General features: G+C 67.4%; 15 protein-coding genes. 4 read left to right on the top strand and 11 right to left on the bottom strand.

The window, feature by feature from the left end; translation table 11 throughout:
* Positions 1–50: 50 nt before the first annotated feature.
* Together HWN72_RS14270 and pabB are read right to left on the bottom strand one after the other, a co-directional pair.
* The gene (locus HWN72_RS14270) at positions 51–1,217 is read right to left on the bottom strand and encodes a pyridoxal phosphate-dependent aminotransferase (RefSeq protein WP_008827786.1); all 1,167 of its coding nucleotides are present in this window, start codon (positions 1,215–1,217) and stop codon (positions 51–53) included.
* 152 nt (positions 1,218–1,369) lie between these two features.
* Positions 1,370–3,166: an aminodeoxychorismate synthase component I gene (gene pabB / locus HWN72_RS14265; RefSeq protein ID WP_008827787.1), complete on the bottom strand. Its 1,797-nt coding sequence runs from the start codon at positions 3,164–3,166 to the stop codon at positions 1,370–1,372.
* A 180-nt stretch (positions 3,167–3,346) separates the two neighbouring features.
* Between pabB and HWN72_RS14260 the strand changes: the two genes are divergently transcribed.
* Complete coding sequence (locus tag HWN72_RS14260) at positions 3,347–4,945, top strand: helicase HerA-like domain-containing protein (protein WP_211150504.1); 1,599 nt, start codon at positions 3,347–3,349, stop codon at positions 4,943–4,945.
* 131 nt (positions 4,946–5,076) lie between these two features.
* Positions 5,077–7,677, top strand: coding sequence for a M1 family metallopeptidase (locus tag HWN72_RS14255; RefSeq protein WP_008827789.1), 2,601 nt, complete (start codon positions 5,077–5,079; stop codon positions 7,675–7,677).
* Positions 7,678–7,703: 26 nt separating this feature from the next.
* On the opposite strand, the gene HWN72_RS14250 is transcribed toward HWN72_RS14255, so the two are convergent.
* From HWN72_RS14250 to HWN72_RS14230, 5 genes are all read right to left on the bottom strand, one after another.
* A complete protein-coding gene (locus tag HWN72_RS14250; RefSeq protein ID WP_008827790.1) occupies positions 7,704–9,155 on the bottom strand; it encodes a HAMP domain-containing sensor histidine kinase in 1,452 nt (483 codons plus the stop codon).
* Entirely contained in the window at positions 9,155–9,898 is a 744-nt protein-coding gene (locus tag HWN72_RS14245; protein ID WP_008827791.1) for a response regulator, read from the bottom strand. The genes HWN72_RS14250 and HWN72_RS14245 overlap by 1 nt, the downstream gene beginning before the upstream one ends.
* A 32-nt stretch (positions 9,899–9,930) precedes the next feature.
* Positions 9,931–10,668: an EF-hand domain-containing protein gene (locus tag HWN72_RS14240; RefSeq protein WP_008827792.1), complete on the bottom strand. Its 738-nt coding sequence runs from the start codon at positions 10,666–10,668 to the stop codon at positions 9,931–9,933.
* 209 nt (positions 10,669–10,877) lie between these two features.
* Positions 10,878–11,273 (bottom strand): cupin domain-containing protein, encoded by a 396-nt coding sequence (locus HWN72_RS14235; RefSeq protein WP_008827793.1) that lies wholly within the window; start codon positions 11,271–11,273, stop codon positions 10,878–10,880.
* 1 nt (position 11,274) lies between these two features.
* Entirely contained in the window at positions 11,275–13,095 is a 1,821-nt protein-coding gene (locus tag HWN72_RS14230) for an aminopeptidase P family protein (RefSeq protein ID WP_211150503.1), read from the bottom strand.
* A 50-nt stretch (positions 13,096–13,145) separates the two neighbouring features.
* On the opposite strand from HWN72_RS14230, the gene HWN72_RS14225 reads away from it, so the two are divergent.
* Positions 13,146–15,215: a S9 family peptidase gene (locus tag HWN72_RS14225; protein ID WP_375154522.1), complete on the top strand. Its 2,070-nt coding sequence runs from the start codon at positions 13,146–13,148 to the stop codon at positions 15,213–15,215.
* Complete coding sequence (locus HWN72_RS14220) at positions 15,215–15,601, top strand: thioesterase family protein (RefSeq protein WP_008832754.1); 387 nt, start codon at positions 15,215–15,217, stop codon at positions 15,599–15,601. The genes HWN72_RS14225 and HWN72_RS14220 overlap by 1 nt, the downstream gene beginning before the upstream one ends.
* A 94-nt stretch (positions 15,602–15,695) precedes the next feature.
* On the opposite strand, the gene HWN72_RS14215 is transcribed toward HWN72_RS14220, so the two are convergent.
* From HWN72_RS14215 to HWN72_RS14200, 4 genes are all read right to left on the bottom strand, one after another.
* Complete coding sequence (locus HWN72_RS14215) at positions 15,696–17,453, bottom strand: cation:proton antiporter (RefSeq protein WP_008832753.1); 1,758 nt, start codon at positions 17,451–17,453, stop codon at positions 15,696–15,698.
* A gap of 310 nt (positions 17,454–17,763) precedes the next feature.
* Complete coding sequence (locus HWN72_RS14210) at positions 17,764–18,189, bottom strand: hypothetical protein (protein ID WP_008832752.1); 426 nt, start codon at positions 18,187–18,189, stop codon at positions 17,764–17,766.
* Positions 18,186–20,585 carry a DNA translocase FtsK gene (locus tag HWN72_RS14205; RefSeq protein ID WP_008832751.1) on the bottom strand — a complete coding sequence of 800 codons (2,400 nt, stop codon included), beginning with the start codon at positions 20,583–20,585 and terminating at the stop codon, positions 18,186–18,188. The genes HWN72_RS14210 and HWN72_RS14205 overlap by 4 nt, the downstream gene beginning before the upstream one ends.
* A gap of 240 nt (positions 20,586–20,825) precedes the next feature.
* The gene (locus tag HWN72_RS14200; RefSeq protein WP_211150501.1) at positions 20,826–22,670 is read right to left on the bottom strand and encodes an NAD(P)/FAD-dependent oxidoreductase; all 1,845 of its coding nucleotides are present in this window, start codon (positions 22,668–22,670) and stop codon (positions 20,826–20,828) included.
* Positions 22,671–22,721: the final 51 nt, after the last annotated feature.

The following is a 22,721-nucleotide window of genomic DNA, read 5'->3' as shown; positions in this document are numbered from 1 at the left end:
ATTCTCGTCTCCCCTCCCGCTTGCGGGAGGGGTTGGGGGTGGGCCTTACCTCAACCCACCGCTTCGGCAATCCGCCTGCAGGCCTCTATCAGCTTCGCCTCGTCCGCCGCGAAGCTGATGCGGAAGCCGCCGTTGCCGCCGAAGGCCGAGGCCGGCACGATCGCAACGCCGTGGTCCAGCAGGTGCAGCGCCAGCTTGGCGTCGTCACCGAAGCGCTCCATCAGCGGCGCGGCATCGACCATGCAGTAGAAGGCGCCGTCGGGCACCGGCGTCGAGAGGCCGGGGATCGCGTTGATCGCCGAGACCACCAGATCGCGCCGGGCGCGGAAGCGTTCGCACCACTGGCCGAGGAAATCCTGCGGCCCCTCGAACGCGGCGACGGCGGCGGCCTGGCTGATCGAGCAGGGATTGCCCGAGGAGTGCGACTGCAGTCGCTCCATCGCCTTGATCAGCCACTCCGGCCCGGCGGCGACGCCGATGCGGAAACCCGTCATCGCGTGGCTCTTGGAGACGCCCGAGACGGTCAGGATGCGATCGGCAAGGTCCGGGCACAGGTTCGCCAGCGTGGCATGCGGCCCGCCTGTATAGTTGATCGGCGCGTAGATATCGTCCGACAGGACCAGCACGCGCGGATGATGGCGCAGCACTTCGCCGATGCCGAGCAGCGTTTCCGCAGGCAGGCAGGCGCCGGTCGGGTTGCCGGGGCTGTTGAGCAGCACCCACAAGGTATTCGGCCCGATCTGCGCTTCGAGGTCGGCCGGGGTGAAGCGGAAGTTGTCCTTGGCGTGGGTGTGCAGCGGCACCACCTTTCCGCCCGCGAAGCGCACGATTTCCGGGTAGCTGACCCACCATGGAGCAGGGACGATCACCTCGTCGCCCTCGCTGATCGTGGCGAGCATGGCGTGGAAGATCGCCTGCTTGCCGCCCGCACTGACGGTCACCTGCGACACGGGAACCTCGATCCCGAGGTCGCGCGCGAAGTGCAGCGCGGCGGCCTGCTTGAGCCGCGAGGTGCCGCCGACCGGCGTGTATTTCGTCTGGCCGCCGTCGAGCGCGGCCTTGGCGGCCTCCAGCACATGCGGCGGAGTGGCGAAGTCGGGCTCACCCACGGAGAGCGAGATAATGTCGCGCCCCGCTTCGCGAAGCTGGGTGGCGCGGTCGGTCATCGCCGTGGTCTGTGACGGGGCGATGCGGGAAAGGGCGGTGGACAGGTGCATTGTGGGGCGTCTCTTAGAACAGGAGCCGAGGATCGCAAAGCATCGTCCGGCGGGGGCTTCGACAAGCTCAGCCTGAGCGGAATTTAAAGACCTGCTCTCAAAACCGCTCAGGATGAGCTTGTCGAAGCCCCATCAGGCCGAACATCTACCATTTACAGCAGCCGCGCCGGGATCAGCCCGCGCAGGGCATTGCCGATGAAGAACCCACCCGCCAGATCGTCCAGCGTCAGCTGCGCTTCCACCGCGCGGCCCGAATCCAGCAATGAGCGGCGCAGCACGCCCGGCAGCAGGCCCAGCGTCGCGGGCGGGGTCAGCAGCATGCCGCCGCGCTCGACGAACAGGTTGGTGAAGCAACCCTCGGTGACGAGGCCGTCGTCGCGCAGCAGGATCGCCTCGTCCGCGCCGTTCGCGCGCGCCACTTCGAGGCCCTTGTCGTAGAAGCCGCGATCGGTGGTCTTGTGGGCGAGCCGCCAGTCGCCGCTGTCGACCGGCAGGCGCAGTACCGCGACGGTGGCGGGCTCCGTCAGAGGAGCGGGCAACTCGGACAGTTCGAGCGAGAATGCCCCGGTCCGGCCGACCACAAGGCGCAGCTTCGATGCGGCTTCCGCCTCGAAACACAGCGCCTGGATGGCGTTGCGCACCGCATGCCGGTCGAAGCCGAAGCCCAGCGTCGCGGCGCTCGCAGCTATGCGTTCAAGGTGCGGCTCAAGCAGCGCGATGCCGTCTTCGGGCGTGAAGCGCATCGTCTCGATCAGATCGAAGCTGGCAGGCGACACCACTTCTCCGGCAACCTGCACTTGCGACTCTCGCACGAAACCCCCTTTGACCAGACATTCCCGCCATTCGGGAAGCGCTTGCGAATCCGCGACCACGGCGGACCCGACCCCTAGGACAGCGCGACCGTCACGGTCGAGACGCAGAGTGCGGATTGCCACATTGAAAGCCGCATCGCCAGAGGGTTCGAGATAACCGATAGAACCGCAGTAAAGCCCGCGCGGTGTCCGCTCGGCTTCGGCGATCAGTTCCATGGCGCGGATCTTGGGCGCTCCGGTGATCGAGCCGCAGGGGAACAGGGCACGCAAAAGGTCGAGTCCGCCGCGCCCCTCGGGAAGCGTGGCACGCACTGTCGAGACCATCTGGTGGACGGTGGGGTAGCTCTCGATCGCGAAAGGGTTTTCCACCCGGACGCTGCCCGGCTCGGCCACGCGCGACAGATCGTTGCGCATGAGGTCGAGGATCATCAGGTTCTCGGCGCGGTCCTTGGTGCTGGCGGCAAGATCGGCGGCCAGCGCGGCATCGCCGGCGGCATCGCGGCCGCGCGGGCGGGTGCCTTTCATCGGGCGCACTTCCGCCTCGCGGCCCGAAAGGCTGAAGAACAGCTCCGGCGAGAAGCTGAGGTGCCAGCGCGCGCCGTCGTGGATGACCGCGCCGTAACCGGCCGCCGCGCGCGGGCCCAGCGCGGCGTAGAGCGCCAGCGGGTCGCCGCTCCACGGGCCTGCAAGCGGCAGTGTGAGGTTCGCCTGGTAGATGTCGCCCGCTTGAATCGCGCCGTGGATAGCGGCGAAGGCCCGTTCGTAGCTGCCGAGATCGACTTGCGGCTCCAGCGGCCCGATGGCGGGGCGTTCCGGCCCGGCACGGGCGGCCAGCCAGAGCGGGACCTGGGAGGGAGAAAGCGTCTCGTATCCGTCGAAGGCGCCGAACCACAGCAGAGGGGCGCCAGTTTCCCGCAAGCGCCCGGCGAGGCGCGGTTCCAGCGCCAGTCCGGCCTCGTAGGTCATGTAGCCCGCCAAATGCAGGCCCTGCCGCGAGAGGGCCTGCAGACGCTCCAGCGCGGGCAGCACCTCGTCACCGCGCATCGCCACTACGGTTTCGCGGGCGCCGCGGTAAAGCCGGGCATCGGCGGCGTCTTCGCTGCGGGCGTCATCGAGGAGGACGAAAGGGTCGGTCATGGGATCGGGCGGGCCTTTAGCGGGAGTTTGCCGCTGTGCCCACCCCGCTGCGACTAACTACGCCTGCGGCTTCGTAAGTCTCGCTCCCCTCCCGCAAGCGGGAGGGGTTGGGGGTGGGCCCTTCCGCAGCACCGATTGCCACGCTACACCCATGGTGCGACAGGGCTTGGAGACGACGGGATGAACGAGATTTTCCTCGGACTAGGCGGCGATGGAGAGCGGCAGGTGCTGCGCCTCGGCCGCGCCAACCGCCACGGCCTGATCGCGGGCGCGACCGGCACCGGCAAGACGGTGACCCTGCAGACCATTGCCGAGCAGTTCTCCGCCGCCGGGGTGCCGGTGTTCATGGCCGACGTGAAGGGCGACCTCTCGGGCGTGTGCATGGCCGGGAGCCCGCAGTTCAAGAACGCCGCCATCCTGGAATCGCGGGCTAAGGAGATCGGCATCGCCGACTATGCCTACGCCGACAACCCCGCGGTCTTCTGGGATATCTACGGCGAGCAGGGCCATCCGGTGCGCACTACGATCTCCGAGATGGGACCGCTGCTGCTGGCCCGGCTGATGGACCTCAACGAAACGCAGGAGGGCGTGCTCAACATCGTCTTTCGCTATGCCGACGAACAGGGCCTGCTGCTGCTGGACCTCGAAGATCTGCAGGCGATGCTGACGTACGTGGGGCAGAACGCCGCCGATCTGGGCCTCAAGTACGGCAACGTGTCCAAGGCGAGCGTCGGCACCATCCAGCGCCAGCTCCTCGCGCTCGACAGCCAGGGGGCGGCGCAGTTCTTCGGTGAGCCCGCGCTGGAGATCGCCGATTTCATCAAGTGCGACGATCAGGGGCGCGGCTACATCAACGTGCTTGCCGCCGACAAGCTGATGCGCAGCCCGAAGCTCTATGCCACGTTCCTGCTCTGGCTGCTGTCCGAACTGTTCGAGGTGCTGCCCGAGGTCGGCGATCCGGAGAAGCCCAAGCTGGTGTTCTTCTTCGACGAGGCGCACCTGCTGTTCGACGATGCGCCCAAGGCGCTGCAGGACAAGGTCGAGCAGGTCGTTCGCCTCGTCCGTTCCAAGGGCGTGGGCGTCTACTTCGTGACGCAGAACCCGATCGACATTCCCGAGGAGATCGCCGGGCAGCTCGGCAACCGCGTCCAGCATGCGCTGCGCGCCTTCACCCCGCGTGACAAGCGCGCGATCAAGGCGGCGGCCGAGACCTTCCGCATCAATCCTGCGCTCGACGTCGAGGCGGCGATCACCGAGCTGAAGGTGGGTGAGGCGCTGGTCTCCACGCTGGACGACGAGGGCGCGCCTACGATGGTGCAGCGCACGCTGGTGGCGCCGCCGCGCTCGCGGCTGGGGCCGATCACCGACAAGGAGCGTGCGATCGTCCAGTCGATCAGCCCCTTCGAGGGCAAGTACGACACCCGCGTCGACCGCGAGAGCGCGGAGGAAGTGCTCGCCGCCAAGGCCGCCGACGCCGCCGCCACTGCGCAGGAGGTGGAGGAGAAAGGCCGCGACGAGGTCGCCAAGCAGGAGCGCAGGAGCCCCGGCCTGTGGGACGGCATCGGCGGCAAGGTCGCCAAGGCCGCCGCCGGGGCTGCGGCCGCCAGCGCCGGGTCGATCCTCGCGCAGACGATGCAGGGCAAGAAGAGCCGCGCCAGCCCCAAGGCCTCGGCCGCCAGCGCCGCTGCCGGGACGGTGGGTGATGCGCTGGGCAAGGCGATCGGCTTCCCCGGACTTGGCAGGTTCGCGCGCAATCTCATCGGCGGATTGATGCGATAGTGCGAAGGCTCGTCGTCCCGGACTTGATCCGGGACAGGTGGCGATCCTTGGGCAGAAGCGCGTTGCACGCGCTGGCCGGCGGTCGGGTCACGGCCAGCGGTCCCGGATCAAGTCCGGGACGACGTATCGTGATGCTGCTTGCCCTTCTGTTCGGCAGCATGACCGTAGCCGCGCAGGCGCAATCGGTCCCGCTCGGGCGGCTCGACGACACTGCCAAACCTGCGGCCTACCGGCTGGACCTCACCATCGATCCGTCCCGTCCGCGCTTTTCCGGGCATGTCGAGATCGACGTCGTGCTCGCCGCGCCGGCCTCTTCCATCGTGCTGCACGGGCGCGGGCTCGACGTGTCGCGCGTCATGGCGCGGGCAAAGGGCCGGTCGGTTGCCGGGCGCTGGCAGCAGATCGACCCCATCGGCGTCGCGCGAATCGCATTCCCGGAAGACCTGCCCGCCGGGCCGGTCACGCTGGCCTTCGATTACGACGCCCCGTTTGCCGACGGACCTGCCGGACTTTTCCGCGAGCAGGTCGAAGGCGCATGGCATGTCTGGTCCCATTTCGAGGCGATCGATGCCCGCGCCGCGTTCCCCGGCTTCGACCAGCCCGGCTTCAAGACGCCCTTCACCCTCACCCTGCGCACGCCCAAGGGCCTGAGCGCGATCGGCAACGCGCCCGAAGCCGGGCCGCCGGTCATCGAGAACGGGCTGGAGGTGCACCGCTTCGCGCCTACCGCACCGCTGCCGACATACCTCGCCGCGATGATGGTCGGCCCTTTCGCTTCGCTGGCGGGGGAGGCGAAGTCTTTGCCCCTGCGCATCGTCTCGACCCGCCAGAACGCCGACAGGCTGGCTTTCGCGCTTGACGGTACGCGCCGCATCACCGGGTTGCTGGAGGATTATTTCGGCACGCCCTTTCCCTTCCCCAAGCTGGACCAGATCACCACGCCGGTCCTGCCCGGCGCCATGGAGAACGCGGGCGCGGCGCTCTATCGCGACGACCTGCTGGTGGTGGATGCCGGGGCGCCGGTCACCCGCCAGCGCGCCTTCGGCACGATCGTGGCGCACGAACTCGGCCATCAGTGGTTCGGCGATCTCGTCACTCCGGCATGGTGGGACGACTTGTGGCTGAACGAGAGCTTCGCCAACTGGATCGGCTACCGCATCGGTGACGCCTGGCGCCCGGACCTCGGCATCGCCCGAGATGCGCTGGGCACCGGATTCGAGGCGATGGAAACCGACGCACTCCTCGTCGGTCGGCCGGTGCACCAGTCCATCGACGACAGCCGCCGGATCGAAACCGCCTTCGATGCGATCACGTACGGCAAGGGCGGCCACGTCGTTGGCATGGTCGCGGCATGGCTCGGCGACGAGCGGTTCCGCGAGGGTGTGCGCCGGTATATCGCCGCGCATGCGGGGGGCACCGCCACCAGCGAGGACTTCTTCGCCGCGCTCGCCGAAGTCGCGGGCAATCCCAAGCTGGTGCCGGCGATGCGCAGCTTCGTCGAGCAGCAGGGCGTGCCGCTCCTTGCCATGCGGCGCGACGGGGACCGGGTCATGGTCACGCAGTTGCGCTACACCACGGCGGGCGTCGCGCCGCCCGAAACGCGCTGGACGATCCCGCTGTGCCTGCGACGCCGGGATGGCAAAGGGGGAGAAGCGCGCCGCTGCTTCATCATGGACCAGCACACGCAGAGCTTCATGCTGCCCGGAGAGGGGCCGGTGTTCCCCAACGCGGGCGGCACCGGCTACTACCGCTTCGAGCTGACCGCCGGCCACTGGCAGGAACTGATCGCCGGGGCCGACCGCCTGCCGGGCGGCGAGGCACTGGCGCTGGTCGATTCGCTCTGGGCTTCGATCCGCGCGGGGCGCGGCACCATCGGCGAGATGGCGCGGCTGGAGCGCAGGCTCATCCGGCACCCCGATCCTCATGCCGCCGACGCCGCCGACAAGGCGCTGGCGAAGCTGGTGCGCGAGAACATCGTCGGCGCACCGGGACGGCGGGGGTTCCGGCTCCTGCGCGAGAAGCTCTACGGGCCGCTTCTGAAGGAGTATGGCTTCGACCCGCGCGCCGGCGTTTATGCGCATGAGGGAGCAGCACGCGCGCAGCGGCGGGTGCAGGTGGTCAATGCGCTCGTCGGCACCAGCGCCGGGCGGCAGCTGCGAAAGCAGCTGGGCGCGGCTGCCGTGGCTTACCTGGCGGGTGATGGGGCTGCGCTTGACCCCGCGTGGTTCGACCATGCGTTCGATCTGTACCTTTACGACCGCGATGGAGCGGCGGTGCGCACGCTGGTGGACAAGGCGCTGGCTTCGGAGGACCCGGTATTTCGCCCGGCAGCGCTTGGCGCGGCGGCGCGCACGGGCTTTCCGGCGATGGCGGCGTGGCTGCTTTCGCTCGACGATCCGCGCCTGCGCGAGAGCGAGCGGCGCGATCTGCTCGACGGTATCATGGCGCGCAGTGCCAGCCGCGAATATGGCTACGCCTGGGCGCTGTCCCACGTCGGGGCCTTGCTCGGCGGGGCGGATGGGCAGGCGGTTTCGACGCGCCTGCCGCAGATGCTCGGACGGTTCTGCTCGGTGGCCTGGGCGGACCGGATCGCGCGGGACTTCAAGGCGGCGTTCGCGGCGACGCCGGGGGCGCTCGAACTGGACCGCGCGGTCGAGCGGGTGCGCAACTGCGGGCTGCTCGACGACATGATGGGGGCCCAGATCGACGCGGAATTCGCGACGTTGCGGTAAGGTTCCTGCCCGAGCCGGGGAGGCACTCAGCTCAGCGGCAGCTCCAGTCTCACCGTCAGCCCTTCGATCTCGCCGGTGGGCGAAAGCCGGTTTGCCAGCACCAGAGCGCCGCCGTGCTGGTCGGCGATGGCCCGCGCCAGAGCCAGACCGAGGCCCGCCCCGCCGGTCGCCTTGTTGCGCGAAGGGTCGCCCCGCACGAAAGGATTGGTCATCGCCTCGATCTCGTCGTCGGGGATGCCGGGGCCGTCGTCCTCGATGCGGATCACCGCATGGTCTCCGTCCTTCTCCAGCCCCACCCTGGCACCGCCGCCGTAGCGCAGCGCGTTGTCGATGAGATTGCGCAAGGCGCGCCGCAGCCAGGTCGAGCGCAGTTCGAGGACGGTGCGCTGGGTGTCGCCGAGATCGACCGGCTCACCCATGTCCTCGTATTCCTCGACGACCGAGGCCACGAGCGCGGAAAGTTCGGTACGCTCGCGCGGGTCGCTTGGGCGGCCGACGCGGGCGAGCGAGAGGATGTCGTCGAGGGTGCGCACGATGTCCTCGATCGTCGCGGCCATGCGGCCGCGCTCGGTATCGTCCTCGACCGATTCGATGCGGACGCGCAGGGCCGCGAGCGGGGTCTTGAGGTCGTGGCCGATGGCGCCCAGCATCACGTCCTTCTCATCCAGCATGGCGACGATGCGCGCTTCCATCGCGTTGTGCGCGACGATCAGGCGCTGCATGTCGTCCGGCCCGCTGGGATCGAGCTGGCCGGCCGAGCCGGGGCTGACGGCGAATTGCTCGACCCGGCGGGTGAGCGCGGCCAGCGGCCTGGTGATACGCCGCAGGATGAGCGCGACGGCGCCGACGAGCACGAGGTAGATGATCACGGTCTGCACGATCAGCGGGCGGATCATGACGTTGAAGGCGCGCGGGCTGCGCACGCGGGCGACCATCCAGCTGGTCTTGCCTGGCTGCTTGACGCCGACCACCAGCAAGTGATCGTCCATCATCTCGCTGACTTCCGGCCCTTCGAGCCGACCATGCGCGGCGCGTTTGTAGGTATGAGTGCGGGCGAACGCATCCCGGCCGACGGTGCGGTGGACGACCACGATCTGCGAAGCGGGAAAGTCCTGTTCGGCCAGCGTGTGCTGCAGCCGCTCTTCCATGTCGGCGTCACGCTTTTCGCCGGTGCGCAGCGGGGAGCCCTCGCTGAGTTCCAGCGGGAAGCCGCGCAGGGGCGGCCCACCGAAAGGCGCGCGATCCCGGTCCCGATCGTTGCCGCGCAGCATCCGTCCAAGGGCACCGCGTCCGCGCGTCTCGGCAATGAGCTTGAAGGCGACGGCATTGCTCATGCCGGCCTCGTAGCCCTCGCGCTGGGCGCGGTAGACGAGCAGGGCGCCGATGCCCTGCACCAGCAGCAGCGCCGCCGCCACCGCGAGCAGCATCTGGCCCATCAGGCTGCGGGGCCTGATCACGGAAGGGATCGCAAGGCGCATCAGTCCTCTATCGGTACGCGGCGCACGTCCGCCGCCAGCATGTAGCCGCCGCCCCAGACCGTCTGGATAAGCTGGGCGTTGCGGCTGTCCTGCTCGATCTTGCGGCGCAGGCGGCTGACCTGGTTGTCCACCGCGCGGTCGAACAGGTGCGCCTCGCGGCCCTGCACCATGTCGAGCAGGCGGTCGCGGTTGAGCACTTGCCGGGGGTGTTCGAGGAAGGCCATCAGCAGCCGGTATTCCACCGAGGAAATGGCGACGACCGCGCCTTCGGCATCGATCAGGCGGCGCTTGAGCGGATCGAGCCGCCAGCCCTCGAATTCGAAGGCCTCGTTCTCGACCGGGGCGGGCGCGGCGCGCGAGGCGCGGCGCAGGACGCTGCGCACGCGGGCGACCAGTTCGCGCGGCTCGAAGGGCTTCACGACATAGTCGTCGGCGCCGATCTCCAGCCCGACGATGCGGTCGGTCGCCTCACCGCGCGCGGTGAGGAAGATCACCGGCACGTCCTGCGCCTCGACCAAATGGCGGCAGAGCGACAGGCCGTCCTCGCCGGGCATCATGATGTCCAGCAGGACGAGGTCGAATTTGGCGTCCCGCAGGCGCGAGCGGGCCTCGGCCGCGCTCGACGCCTGGACGACGGCGAACCCCTGCCGCGACAGGTAGTCGCCCAGGGGTTCGCGAAGGGAAGCCTCGTCGTCGACGAGCAGCAGCTTGGCCGGAGAAGGAGCAGGCGCGGTATCGTTCATCTCTAAATCCATGGCGTTACCGCGCCTTCCTGTCAGTTCGCAGCCTTCTTGTCAGCCTTCTTGGTCTCCCAGCGGGCCTTGCGCTCGTCCATGTGCGCCTTGCGGGCGGCTGCGCGCTCTTCCTTGGTCACCTTGCCGTCGTGGTTGGTGTCCTGCGCATCGAAGCGCTTGAGGGCAGCGGCAATGAACTCGGCCTGAGTGACGGCGCCGTCGTTGTTGGCGTCGGCCTGCTTCTCCATCATCATGCCGCCGCGATGGCCACCACGACCCATCTTGCCGTGCGTACCCCTATGTATTCCGGGGCGCATGCCGTCATGCTCGCCGCCGGGAGGGGGCGGGGGAGAAGCGCCGTCTTCGCCAGCCGGAGGCGGGGGCGGCGGGCCGTCCTTGCCGTCAGGACCGGGGCCGCCGGGGCCACGCCCTTCGGGACCGCGATCGGCCATGAACTCGGCCTTGGAGATCGAGCCGTCTCCGTTGGTATCGAGCTTCGCGAACATTGTCTCACGCATCTGCTGGTGCATCAGTTCGCGGTCGGCCTTGTCGAGCTTGCCGTCCTTGTTGGCGTCCAGCCTGGCGAAGAGTTCGGTCGCGCGGGCCTGGGCCTCGGCGCGGGCGATCACGCCGTCGCCGTCGGCGTCCATCCTGGGACGCTCCATACGGGGCTTCTGGGCTGCGGGTGCGTTGTTGGCAGGGGCCTGGGCGCAGGCCACGCCGCCGATCGTCAGTGCAGCAGCCGAAAGGCCGAGCAGCAGGGTCTTCATCGAGGTCATGTGTCTTGTCCCGTAACAATTGGATGAGAGCCACAGGACAGCAAGGGAAGGGAGGGGGAAGAACTGTCCTGCGGCTCTCTATGATCCTGTCTAAACGCCGGTTGTCGCGCAGTTGTGCCGGGACATGCGTTTATTGTCGTCAATTGTCACAAGTAGAGCGGGCGTTCATCTGCAAGCTATCCCTCCCCGCGCTTGTCTTGGAGGAGGATTTAGCGCGGGCGGCCCCGTGTGCCCATTCCCGCCGTCACGAACAGCGCGCTCGCGGGTTGCGAGACGTCGGCGGTGTGCCACACGCCCGCCGGGTTCACGATGTACTGCCCCGCCTGCAAGGTCTCGGAATGGAGGCGGCCATCGGGGTATTCCTGGATCAGCGTGATCTCTCCGGACAGGCATACGACGAGTTCGTCGCCCTCCGGGTGCATCTCCCACGAATCCCAGCTGCTCGAGAAATCGTACATGCTGACGAGGCGGCCCTCCCTCCCATCGGCTGCGGTGCGCTCCCCATAGGCCGCGTACCAGTCCATCCCGGTGAAGGCAGGCTGGTCCGCGACCTTCGCGCCAAGGCCGAGGTGGACCGGAAAGGTGCGAAGGTCGCGCGCCGTCATGTCAGAGCGGCTCGCACTGGGCGTGCAGCCACGTCAGCGCGTCTCCTTCCAGCTGCGGCGCGACGATCTCCAGCACCCGCGCGTGATAGTCGTTCCACCACGCGACTTCGGCCGGAGATAGCAGCGATGTGTCCACCAGGCGCCGCTCGATCGGTACGTGGGTGAGCGTCTCGAAGCCGTAGTATTCGCCGTCCGAGCCCGCGATCTCGCGCTTTTCGACGAGGATCAGGTTCTCGATGCGGATGCCGTATTCGCCGGTCTTGTAGTAGCCCGGCTCGTTCGAGAGGAACATGCCCGGCAGCAGCGGCTGGTCGGTGCCCGCTTGCCCACCCGAGGACTTGGCGATGCGCTGCGGCCCTTCGTGAACGGCAAGGAAGCTGCCGACGCCGTGGCCGGTGCCGTGGGCATAGTCGAGCCCCACCTGCCACAGCGCATGGCGCGCCAGCACGTCGAGCTGGCTGCCCGCCGTGCCCTTGGGGAAGACCGCAAGGGCCAGCGCGATGTGGCCCTTGAGCACGCGGGTGAAGCGGTCCTTCACTTCGGCGAAGGGCGCATCAGGCCCGACCCAGACGGTGCGGGTGATGTCGGTGGTACCGTCGAGGTACTGCCCACCCGAGTCCACGAGGTAGACCGAGTTGGGTTCGAGCGTGAGGCTGGTCTCTTCCGACACGCGGTAGTGCGGGCTCGCTCCGTTAGGACCGGCGCCGGAGATCGTGTCGAACGACAGGTCGCGCAAGCTGGGATCGAGCGCGCGGAAGTCCTGCAACTTCGCGGCGGCTGACAGTTCGGTGACCTCGCCCTTGGGCGCCTCGACCGCGAGCCAGTGCAGGAAGCGCGTCACGGCGGCGGCGTCGCGACCTTGCGCGGCGCGGTGGCCCGCCTGCTCGACAGGGTTCTTGACGGCCTTGGGCAGCACGGTGGGATCGCGTTCCTCCACCAGCGTGGCACCGACGCCGCGAAGTTCCTCGAAGATGGCGCTGACGGCGCGCTCGGGGTCGACGGCGACCCGCTTGCCCGCCAGTTCGCGCAGGCCCTGGGTGAAGGCGGCGCGCTCGCGCACGGTCACCGCGTTGCCAAGGTGGCGGCGGACCTCGTCGGTCACTTTCTCCCCGGCGATGAACAGGTCGGCGGTGCCGTCCTGCCGCGCGATGACGTAGGACAGCGCGACGGGAGTGCGGTCCACGTCAGCGCCGCGGATGTTGAGCAGCCAGGCGATCGAATCGAGTGCGGTGATCACCGTCGCGTCGAGGTTCCGGGTCGCGAGCCATTCGGAAACGGCGGCGCGCTTGGCCTCGCTCGCCTCGCCGGTGAACGTGTCCGGGTGGACCACGGCGGGAGCGGCCGAAGGGGCGGGCTGGTCTTGCCACACGGCATCGATCGGGTTGCCCTCGACCGCGATCAGCGCGCCGCCCTTGGCCGCGAGCGTGGCTTCCACCGCCTGCGCCCACTTCGAGCCGTGAAGCCATGCGTCGTAGCCGATCCGCGCGCCCTTGGGCGCATGCTCGGCGAGCCATGCAGGAACGCTGGTCGCAGGCACGCTTTCGTAGGCATAGAGCCTGCCATCGACCTGATCGCGCACCTGCAGGGTATAGCGTCCGTCCACGAACATGGCAGCGGCAGGCGAGCGGCCTGCGTCGGTCAGCACAACGGCGGTTCCGGCCGAGCCGCCGAAGCCGGTCAGCCATTCGAGCCGCTGGGCATACGCGCCGACGTACTCGCTCATGTGCTCGTCGGAGATAGGGATCACGAAGCCATCGAGGCCGCGCGCCTTCAGTTCCTTGCGGAGCGCATCGAGGCGGGCTTCGTGGGTATTCATCAGCATGTCATGGGTTCCGGCTTGCGGGGGGTATTGAGCAATCATAGATGGTGCGCATGGCAGATTCCACCCCGACCCTCATCGGTCCCCCGCAGGCGGCGAAGAAGCCGCATTCCTTCACCCATCACGGCGTCACCGTCAGCGACGACTACGCCTGGCTGCGCGATCCCGGCTATCCCGAGGTGAAGGACAAGGAGGTCCTCGACCATCTCGAGGCGGAGAACCGCTGGTTCGAATCGAAGATGGACCAGCACAAGGGCCGCATCGACGCGCTGTTCAAGGAAATGCGCGGCCGCATCAAGGAAGCCGATTCGTCGGTCCCGCAGAAGGATGGCGACTGGCTCTACTGGATCGAGTTCGAGGAAGGCGCCGAATACAAGAAATGGTGGCGCAAACCCGTCGCGGGCGGCGAGCCCGAACTGATGCTCGACGAAGTGGCGCTCGCCGAGGGCAAGGACTACTTCCGCCTCGGCGCGATCTCGACGACGACGGACGGGCGGCTGCTCGCTTACGCGTATGACGACAACGGCTCGGAACGCTTCACCGCGCGGATCAAGGACCTGACCACCGGCGAACTGCTGCCGGACGAGATCCCCGGCACGCTGTCCTCGCTGGTCTGGGTGGCGAAGGACAAGGGCCTCGTCTACTCGCTGGCGAACGAGCAATGGCGTACCGACAATGCCCGCCTGCACTGGCTGGGCCAGCCGGTGGAAGACGACGTCGAACTGTTTCACGAGGATGACGAGGGTTTCCGCGTCGGCTCCTCGCTCTCCTCGAACGAGAAGTGGCTGCTGATCGGCACCAGCGACCATGAGACCAGCGAATGCCGCATGGTCCTCGCCGACGATCCGCTCGGCGAGCAAATCCTGGTGAAGCCGCGCGCCAAGGGCGTGGAGTATGATGTCGATGAGCGCGGCGACGTGCTCTACATCCACACCAACGACACGCACGAGAACTTCCGCCTCGCCACCGCGCCGCTGGCGAACCCCGGCGAGTGGACGACGCTGATCGAGGGCACGGACGAGTTTTACCTGACGGGCTTCGATCTGTTCCGCGATTTCTACGTGATCGAGGGGCGCCGCGCCGGTCTCGACCAGATCGAGCTGCGCTACTACGACGATCCGGCGCGGATCGAGCCGATCGCCTTCCCCGAGGCGAGCTACTCGGCGGGGCTCTCCAACAACCCCGAATGGCACATGGAGAAGCTGCGGCTGACGTACGAGTCGATGGTCGCGCCGTCCTCGGTGATGGATTACGACGTCGCGGCGCGCACGCTGGAGACGCTCAAGGTCCAGGAAATTCCTTCGGGCTACGACGCTTCGCTCTATGCCACCGAGCGGCTGGAGATACCTGCGCGCGACGGCACCGCGATCCCCGTTTCCATCGTCTATCGCAAGGACCGGACGGGAGCCGGGCCGCTGCACCTCTATGGCTACGGCGCTTACGGTATCGCCATCGATCCTGGCTTCTCGACCTCGCGCCTCAGCCTGGTCGATCGCGGGTTCGCTTACGCCATCGCGCATATCCGCGGCGGCGACGACCTTGGCCGCGCGTGGTACAAGGCGGGCAAGCTGGAGCGGCGCGAGAATACCTTCAACGACTTCGTGGACGTGGCAAAGAGCCTGATCGAGCGCGGCTTCACCGAGGCGGGCCGGATCAGCATCTCCGGCGGCTCGGCGGGCGGCGAACTGATGGGCGCGGTCATCAACTCCGACCCCGAGCTGTTCGGCGCGGTGGTGGCGCACGTGCCCTTCGTGGATGTGCTGAGCACCATGCTCGACGACACCCTGCCGCTGACGCCGGGCGAGTGGCCTGAATGGGGCAACCCGATCGAGGACAAGGCCGCCTTCGATCTGATCCTGAGCTACAGCCCCTACGATCAGGTCAAGCGCCAGGCCTACCCGCCGCTGATGGTGACGGCTGGCCTCAACGACCCGCGCGTGACCTACTGGGAGCCCGCCAAGTGGGTGGCCAAGCTGCGCGAACTGAAGACCGACGGCAACGAGCTGATCCTGAAGACCAACATGGGCGCGGGCCACGGCGGCAAGTCGGGCCGGTTCGAGAGCCTGAAGGAAACGGCGGAGGAGTTCGCCTTCATCCTGTGGCAGCTCGGGGTCGAAGGCTGATGTTCACCCTCACCTTCACCGCGCTGCCGGAGCACATCGATGTGATGGGCCATGTCAACAATGCGGTGTGGGTGCAGTGGATGGAGGCGATGGCGGGCGCGCACTGGGCCGCCGTCGCTCCCCCTGAGCATCAGGAAAAGTACGCGTGGCTCGTCACCCGCCACGAGATCGACTACCGCGGCAACATCTGCGAGGGTGAGAGCGTGACGGGTGAGACCTTTATTCCCGAAGGACCGAGCGGCGCGCGGTTCGACCGGCGGGTGGATTTCCGTAACGCGGCGGGCAAGGTGATCGTCTCGGCCCGCACGACATGGGCGATGATCGACATTGCCTCAGGCCGGCTGATGCGTGTGCCACCGGAAGTGGCGGCGCCTTTCGTGGGCTGACCACCTTTCGTCACCCGCGAGCGCAGCGAAGCAATCCAGGGCGGCTTGATACTGCTCTGGATTGCTTCGCTGCGCTTGCAATGACGACACCTAGCTACCGCCGGTCCCTCGGCCGCTGCGTGATGATGTGCTCCCGCGCGGCGCGCACGTCGCCGCCTTCGTACTGCACGGTCAGGCGCTCCTTGTCGCTCTTGCGGTACATCTGTTCGGCGCGGTCGATGTCGCCGAGCGCCACGTCGAGCCCCTTGAGCGCCTTGCGCGCCAGCACCACCGCCGATTCCATCACCTCGCGCGCCATCGAGGCGATCGGCGCGTCCTTCAGTCGCACCAGCGCGCGGCGGTCGAACACGCGGGCGTGAACTTGCGCATTGGGGAAAGCCTGGTGGACGGCCTGCAGGAACGGCTCGGTCAACTGGTCGCCGTCGATGCAGAAGACGATCAGTTCGGCCTCTGCCGCGCCCGCCTGGCGCAGCATGTCGATGCGAGTGCCGTCGCCGAACCAGACTTGCGCGCCGAAGTCCCGCGCGATGTCGATCATCTCGATGTCGGTGTCGATCATCGTCACCGGAATGTCGGCGGCGATCAGCATCTGCGCCACTGTCTGCCCGAAGCGGCCATAGCCCACGACGATCGCGTTGGCGCCGTCCTCGTGCGGGCCCTCGCGGACTTCCTTCTTGCCCTCGGGCCTCTCGCGGATGCCGCGCGTCGCCATCATCAGGAACGGCGTGGTGACCATCGAGAGAGTGACGATGGCGCTGAACAGACTGGTCGCCTGCGCATCCACCAGCATCGCATTGCTGGCCTGCGCAAACAGGACGAAGGCGAATTCACCCCCTTGGCTCAGCAGCAGGCCTAGCGCCAGCGCGCTGCGCCATTCCATGCGGAAGGCGAGACCGAGCAGGAAGATGATCCCGCCCTTCACCGCGATCAGCGCCAGTGCCATCGCCATGACGAACAAGGGGCGTTCGGCGATGGCGGAGAGGTCCAGCATCATGCCCACCGACATGAAGAACAGCCCCAGCAGGATCGCGCGGAACGGTTCGACGTCGGCCTCGAGTTCGTGGCGATAGGGCGAATCTGCCAGCATGACGCCGGCGATGAAGGCGCCAAGCGCGGTCGAAAGGCCGAGCGCCTGCATCAAGGCGCCCGAGGCCATGACCGTGAACAGCGCGGCGAAGACGAACATCTCGCGCTCGCCGAGGTTGCCGATCAGGCCGAACAGCGGCCGGATGACGAAGCGCCCCGCGAGGATCAGGCCGACGATGGCCGCGACCGTCTCCAGCCCCAGCACCCATCCCGGCGGGCCGGAATGCAGCGCCGGATTGCGGTTCATCGCGGCGATGATGGTGATGAGCGGGATGATCGACAGGTCCTGGAACAGCAGGATCGCGAAGGATCGCTCCCCGAACGGGGTGTGCAGGCGCCCGGCGCTCTGCAGCATCGGCAGCACCTGCGCGGTGGACGACAGCCCCAGCGGCAGACCCAGCGCCAGCGAGGCCTGCAGGCTGAAGCCGGTGAAGAAGTAGATGACAGCCGAAACCGCCAACCCGCACAGCACGACTTGCAGCAAGCCGAGCCCGAAAATCTCGTGCCGCATCTTCCACAGGCGCGCTGGCGCGAGTTCGAGGCCGACGATGAACAGCAGCAGGGTGATGCCGAGTTCGGCGATCCCCATCTTGCTCTCCGGGTCGCCGACGAGGTTCAGGACGTAGGGGCCGAGCACCGCTCCGGTGGTGAGAAAACCCAGCGTCGCACCGATTCCCAGCCGCCGGAACAGCAGCACGAAGCCGAGCGCGGTTCCCAGCAGGAAAAATCCGTCGCGCAGCAGGAATGCCTGGGCATGTTCTTCCATCGGGGCCTTTCGAGGGTATTGCGTGGGGGAGGCGCGACTGTCTTAGCGGCGGGGTACGCCGGGGCCAACCATACAATGGTGGGGATGTTGTCGCATCAGGTAGGTGCCGTCGGCGGGGGCTTCGACAAGCTCAGCCTGAGCGGGATCTGGAGTACGATGCGATTTGATCAAACCAATCCCTCGTCATTGCGAGCGCAGCGAAGCAATGACGAAGCAGAGAAAGTCTCAATCTTTGGAAAGCATGCTCTGAAATCCGCTCAGGCTGAGCTTGTCGAAGCCCCCGCCCTCCAGAACCACGCCTGCGCCGCAGTTACCGCGGCAATATCCCCTGGCACACGTAGCGGATGACCAGGCCGTCCTCGTTGTCCCAGCGCACCCGCTGCGTCGCGCCCGGCGTCGCCGAGCCGCCAAGCGGCGCGCCGCCCGGATTGAGCACCTGCCATTGCTCCACCCGCGTGGTTCCTGCGGTGCAGTTCACGCTGCGCAGCATGAACTGCATGGTGCCGCGCGGCATCTGGCCTTGTGCCCTGGTCAGTACGTCCAGTTCGCGGAAGGTGCGGCCGAGACCGCCCGCCCTCATGCTCGCCGTGTCGATGCGGACGCTGCGGCCCACGGCGGTCTCGACCTCCTGCTTGAACACGCGCACCCAGTTGCCCGAGGTCGCGGTGAGCGTGGATGTCGCCGCGACGGAAACCAGGGGGGCACCGGCCAGCACCAGCGCGACGATGAGTGTCAAAGCGGGCTTCCGTTCTCATCGCGGTAGATGTCGCGGCGGCCGACGTGGTTGGCCGGGCCGACGTAGCCGTCCTGCTCCATGCGCTCGACCCATTTGGCGGCGGTGTTGTAGCCCACGCCCATCTGGCGCTGCAGCCACGAGACTGAGACCTTCTGGTTCTCGAACACCAGCTGGCAGACCTGCCGGTATTTGCGCTCGTCGGGCTGGTCCGAGGCCGTCGCGTCGAGATCGTCGAAGCCGAAGCTGCCTTCCTCGGGCTCGTTGGTGACGGCGTCCACGTAGTCCGGTTTGCCCTGCGAGCGCCAGTACGTGGCGACGTGCTCTACTTCTTCGTCCGAGACGAAGGGGCCGTGGACGCGCTTGATGGGGTCGGAGCTGGGCTTGTAGAGCATGTCGCCCTTGCCCAGCAGCTGCTCCGCGCCCTGTTCGCCAAGGATCGTGCGGCTGTCGATGCGGCTGGTCACGGCGAAGGACACGCGGGTCGGCAGGTTGGCCTTGATGACGCCGGTAATGACGTCGACCGATGGACGCTGCGTCGCCATGATCAGGTGGATGCCCGCCGCGCGGCTCTTCTGGGAGAGACGCTGGATGAGAACTTCGATTTCCTTGCCGACCGTGACCATGAGGTCGGCGAGTTCGTCGACAATCAGGACGATCTGCGGCAGCGCCTCATAGTCGAGCTGGCGGTCCTCGTAGAGTTCCTCGCCCGTCTCGGGGTCGAAGCCGATCTGGATGCGGCGGCCCAGCGGCTTGCCCTTGGCGGCGGCGGTGCGGACCTTCTCGTTGAAGCTGGCGAGGTTGCGGACCGAAATCTCGCTCATCTGGCGATAGCGGCGCTCCATTTCCTCGACCGCCCACTTGAGCGCGCGGATCGCCTTGGGCGGTTCGGTGACCACGGGCGAGAGCAGGTGCGGGATGTCGTCGTAGCTCTTGAGTTCGAGAACCTTGGGATCGACGAGGATCAGGCGGCACTGCGCAGGCGTCAGGCGGTACAGCAGCGACAGCAGGATGGCGTTGAGACCGACGGACTTGCCCGAACCCGTCGTACCGGCGACGAGCAGGTGCGGCATCGTCGCCAGATCGGCGACGACCGGCTCGCCGGCGATGTCCTTGCCCAGGATGATCGGCAGCATGCCCTTATGATGGGCGAAGGCCTCGGACGCGACCATCTCCTTGAAGGATACCATCTGGCGGTTGGCGTTGGGCAGTTCGATGCCCATGACCGTGCGGCCGGGGATCGAGGACACGCGCGCGGAGATTGCCGACATGTTGCGGGCGATGTCGTCCGCCAGACCGATGACGCGGCTGGCCTTGATACCGGGCGCCGGTTCCAGTTCGTACATGGTGACGACCGGGCCGGTGCGCACGGCGGTGATCTCTCCCTTGACGTTGAAGTCGTCGAGCACCGTTTCCAGCAGGCGCGCGTTGCGTTCCAGGCTGAGCTTGTCGATCTTGGGCTGCGAGTTCGGTGCCGGGTCGGCCAGCAGGTCGAGGCTAGGCAACTCGTATTTGTCGAACATGTCCTTCTGGCGGCTGTCCGAACCGAACTGCGCGGGGATCGGCGCGGCCTTGGGGGCGCTGATCTCGGGCGCCTTGCGGGCAGGCGCAGAGGCGGCTGCGGGCATCTCAGCGGCGCGCAGCGGGGCTTCGGCCTTCTCCGGCTGTTCTGCGCGCTCGGCCCTGAGTTGCTTCTCCTTGCCCGGCTTGAACGGCAGGTCTTCGGCGGACGGGAGGCTGATCGGGAGGCGGCCGATGCGGCCCGGCAAAGTCAGCAGGCGCGCCCAGTCGAAGGCGAAGACGCGGCCCGCCAGCACGAGGCCGAGGCCAAGGCAGATCACGGCCAGAGCGAACTTGATCCCGCCATGCGCCGCCTCGGGCGCGAGGCCCGCCAGTGCGGTGATCGCCTTGGCGCCCAGCAGCCCGGAAATGCCGCCCATCGAGGCGGGCAGGGTTCCGCCCGGCTTGGTGAACCACAGCGAGAGAACCGTGGCGATCAGCAGCATCGACAGCGCCAGCACCCCGACCGGCACCCACCAGCGCTGGTCGGTATGCTCGACCTCGCCGTCGTCCTCCTCGACCAGCAACCACAACTTGCGGCCGAAGACGTAGAGCAGCGGCACGAACAGCGCGGAAACCGGCCCGAACAGGAACAGCGCGCGCTCGGCGGTCCAGGCGCCGGTCACACCCATCCAGTTCTGCACGTCGCCGCCCGCGGCGGTGGAGGTGGAGGGGTCGGTCTGGTGGTAGCTCACCAGCGCGAGGGCGAGGAACACCATGCCCGCAAAGAGCACCAGCGCGCCGGACAGCTCTCCGGCACGGCGCAGCGAGCGCTTGAGTACGGCGCGCCAGTCCGGCTTGGCGATACGCCGACCGGGCGCGATGGGGCGGGTGGCCATTAAAATTTCCCTCGGGGTTTCCGGGGGCGATTATGCGTTCGCGGGGGACTCCGCGTCAAGAATGGACCGGGAACAGGGCTGTGGAGGCCGGTGAGCCGCATCGTCGTCCCGGACTTGATCCGGGACCGGTGGCTGTCTTTAGGCGTGAGCCATCAGCCGGGCACGCCGACGTGAGGTGGGCGGTTCATGGCCAGCGGTCCCGGATCAAGTCCGGGACGACGGGATCAACCGCCTCTCGGATCAATTCACCGGCTCACGCGCCTCGAACGCCACGCCCGGCAGGTCGGGCGACAGGCGCCAGTCGGCCAGCATGTCGCGCCAGGCATCCCAGCCGGGCAGATAGCCCTTGAACAAGGCCCACTTCAGTTCCTTGTCGCCCTCGTTGTTGAAGTAGCTGGGCGTACACCCTTGCTGGAACTCGGACATGTCGACCTCGTTGGCGCGGCAGTGCGCGACGTAGCCGGCGACGCCCTCGGCGGTGGCGCAGAACTTGTCGGCACCGCGCCGCACGGTCTCACCGATCATGAAGGCCAGGTGTTCGGCCTGCCGCCCGAACTGCTCGGTGGTGCTGGAGTTGGTCGCACCCTGGATGTAGCCCATGTAGAACATGCCGGGGAACTTGTCGGTGGTGACGCCGTGGAGGGTGGCGGGGCCGTTCTCCCAGTGGTCGTAGATCGACAGGCCGTTCTCGCCCTCGACGGTGGCGATGCCCCAGCGGCGTTTCAGGTCCGACGTCACCTCGAAGCCGGAGGCGAAGATCATCAGGTCGACTTCGTACTCCACGCCGTCGGCGACAAAGCCCTTTTCGGTCATGCGCTCCACGCCCTGCGTGGCGGAAACGTCGATCAGCTTGACGTTGGGCTGGTTGAAGGTGGGGTAGTAGTCGTTGTTTGACAGTGGCCGCTTGCACATGAAGCGGAACCACGGCTTGAGGATTTCGGCGGTTTCCTTGTCTTCGACGATCGCATCGACGCGGCGGCGCAGGCGTTCCATGACCTGATAGTCCACCACGTCGCGCCGGGCCATGATCTCGCCGATATCGAGTTGCGGGAAGCCGTCCGCTTCCAGTTCGAGGTTCAGGTTGCGGCTGATCTCGGTCCAGATGTCGCAGATCTGGTCGGGCTCGCCGGGCAGGAAGAACGCTTGCGCGCCCCGATGGAAGTTCGCCATGCGCTCCTGCTGCCAGCCGGGCTGGAGCGAGGCTGCCCAGTCGGGATCGGTCGGCGGATTGGGCCGCTCGTCGATGTTGGAAGGCGTGCGCTGGAGCACGTAGAGTTGCTTTGCATACTTGCCCAAGTACGGCACCGCCTGGACCGAGGTGGCGCCGGTGCCGACGATGGCGACGCGCTTGTCACGCAGCTTTTCCAGCTCGGGTGCGGTCCACGATCCGCCGCTGTAGTCGTGCTCCCAGCGGCTGGTGTGGAACATCTTGCCCTTGAAGTCGTGGATGCCGGGGATGCCGGGCAGCTTGGGCATGTTCATCACGCCGCCTGCCATGACCACGAAACGCGCGCGGATGTCGTCGCCGCGATTGGTCCTGACGTGCCAGCGTTTGATGGATTCGTCCCAGACGATCCCTTCCACCAGCGTGTGGAACAGCGCCTTGTCAGCCAGCTCGAAATCCTCGGCCATCTTCTGGCAATAGGCCTGGATTTCCCAGCCGTCGGAGAACTTCTTCGACGGCATGTAGCCCGTCTCTTCGAGCAACGGCAGGTAGCAGTAGGCGTCGTTGTCGCACTGCACGCCGGGATAGCGGTTCCAGTACCACACGCCGCCGAAACCGCCCGCATGGTCGATGTTGCGCACGTTGGTCACGCCCTGCTTGCGCAAGTGATAGCCCGCAAGGATGCCCGAGAACCCCGCGCCCAGGATCGCCACGTCGATGTCCTCGACCAGCGGCGCGCGCTCGGCAACGGGCGTGAAGGGATCATGGGCATAGTTGTCCGAGAAGTCCCCGGTCGGGCGCACGTACTGCTCGCCGCCCTCGCGGCGCAGGCGCTTGTCACGCTCGGCGAGGTACTTCGCCTTGAGCGCCGGAATGTCGAGTTCGTCCGGCGCGGGCACGTCGGTTTTAAGGCAGGTCATGTCCAATCCCACTTCGTTCGAGGGCGCTGATCTGTGAGTGGCGGTGGCTCG

The organism is Novosphingobium sp. HR1a, assembly GCF_015594425.1.
Lineage (GTDB): Bacteria > Pseudomonadota > Alphaproteobacteria > Sphingomonadales > Sphingomonadaceae > Novosphingobium > Novosphingobium resinovorum_A.
This window is presented reverse-complemented; position numbering and strand designations above follow the sequence as displayed.

Excerpts from the sequence above, each read along its gene's own strand:
- HWN72_RS14270 (WP_008827786.1), bottom strand. The coding sequence starts at position 1,217 with ATGCACCTGTCCACCGCCCTTTCCCGCATCGCCCCGTCACAGACCACG.
- pabB (WP_008827787.1), bottom strand. The coding sequence starts at position 3,166 with ATGACCGACCCTTTCGTCCTCCTCGATGACGCCCGCAGCGAAGACGCC.
- HWN72_RS14260 (WP_211150504.1), top strand. The coding sequence starts at position 3,347 with ATGAACGAGATTTTCCTCGGACTAGGCGGCGATGGAGAGCGGCAGGTG.
- HWN72_RS14255 (WP_008827789.1), top strand. The coding sequence starts at position 5,077 with ATGCTGCTTGCCCTTCTGTTCGGCAGCATGACCGTAGCCGCGCAGGCG.
- HWN72_RS14250 (WP_008827790.1), bottom strand. The coding sequence starts at position 9,155 with ATGCGCCTTGCGATCCCTTCCGTGATCAGGCCCCGCAGCCTGATGGGC.
- HWN72_RS14245 (WP_008827791.1), bottom strand. The coding sequence starts at position 9,898 with ATGAACGATACCGCGCCTGCTCCTTCTCCGGCCAAGCTGCTGCTCGTC.
- HWN72_RS14240 (WP_008827792.1), bottom strand. The coding sequence starts at position 10,668 with ATGACCTCGATGAAGACCCTGCTGCTCGGCCTTTCGGCTGCTGCACTG.
- HWN72_RS14235 (WP_008827793.1), bottom strand. The coding sequence starts at position 11,273 with ATGACGGCGCGCGACCTTCGCACCTTTCCGGTCCACCTCGGCCTTGGC.
- HWN72_RS14230 (WP_211150503.1), bottom strand. The coding sequence starts at position 13,095 with ATGCTGATGAATACCCACGAAGCCCGCCTCGATGCGCTCCGCAAGGAA.
- HWN72_RS14225 (WP_375154522.1), top strand. The coding sequence starts at position 13,146 with ATGGCAGATTCCACCCCGACCCTCATCGGTCCCCCGCAGGCGGCGAAG.
- HWN72_RS14220 (WP_008832754.1), top strand. The coding sequence starts at position 15,215 with ATGTTCACCCTCACCTTCACCGCGCTGCCGGAGCACATCGATGTGATG.
- HWN72_RS14215 (WP_008832753.1), bottom strand. The coding sequence starts at position 17,453 with ATGGAAGAACATGCCCAGGCATTCCTGCTGCGCGACGGATTTTTCCTG.
- HWN72_RS14205 (WP_008832751.1), bottom strand. The coding sequence starts at position 20,585 with ATGGCCACCCGCCCCATCGCGCCCGGTCGGCGTATCGCCAAGCCGGAC.
- HWN72_RS14200 (WP_211150501.1), bottom strand. The coding sequence starts at position 22,670 with ATGACCTGCCTTAAAACCGACGTGCCCGCGCCGGACGAACTCGACATT.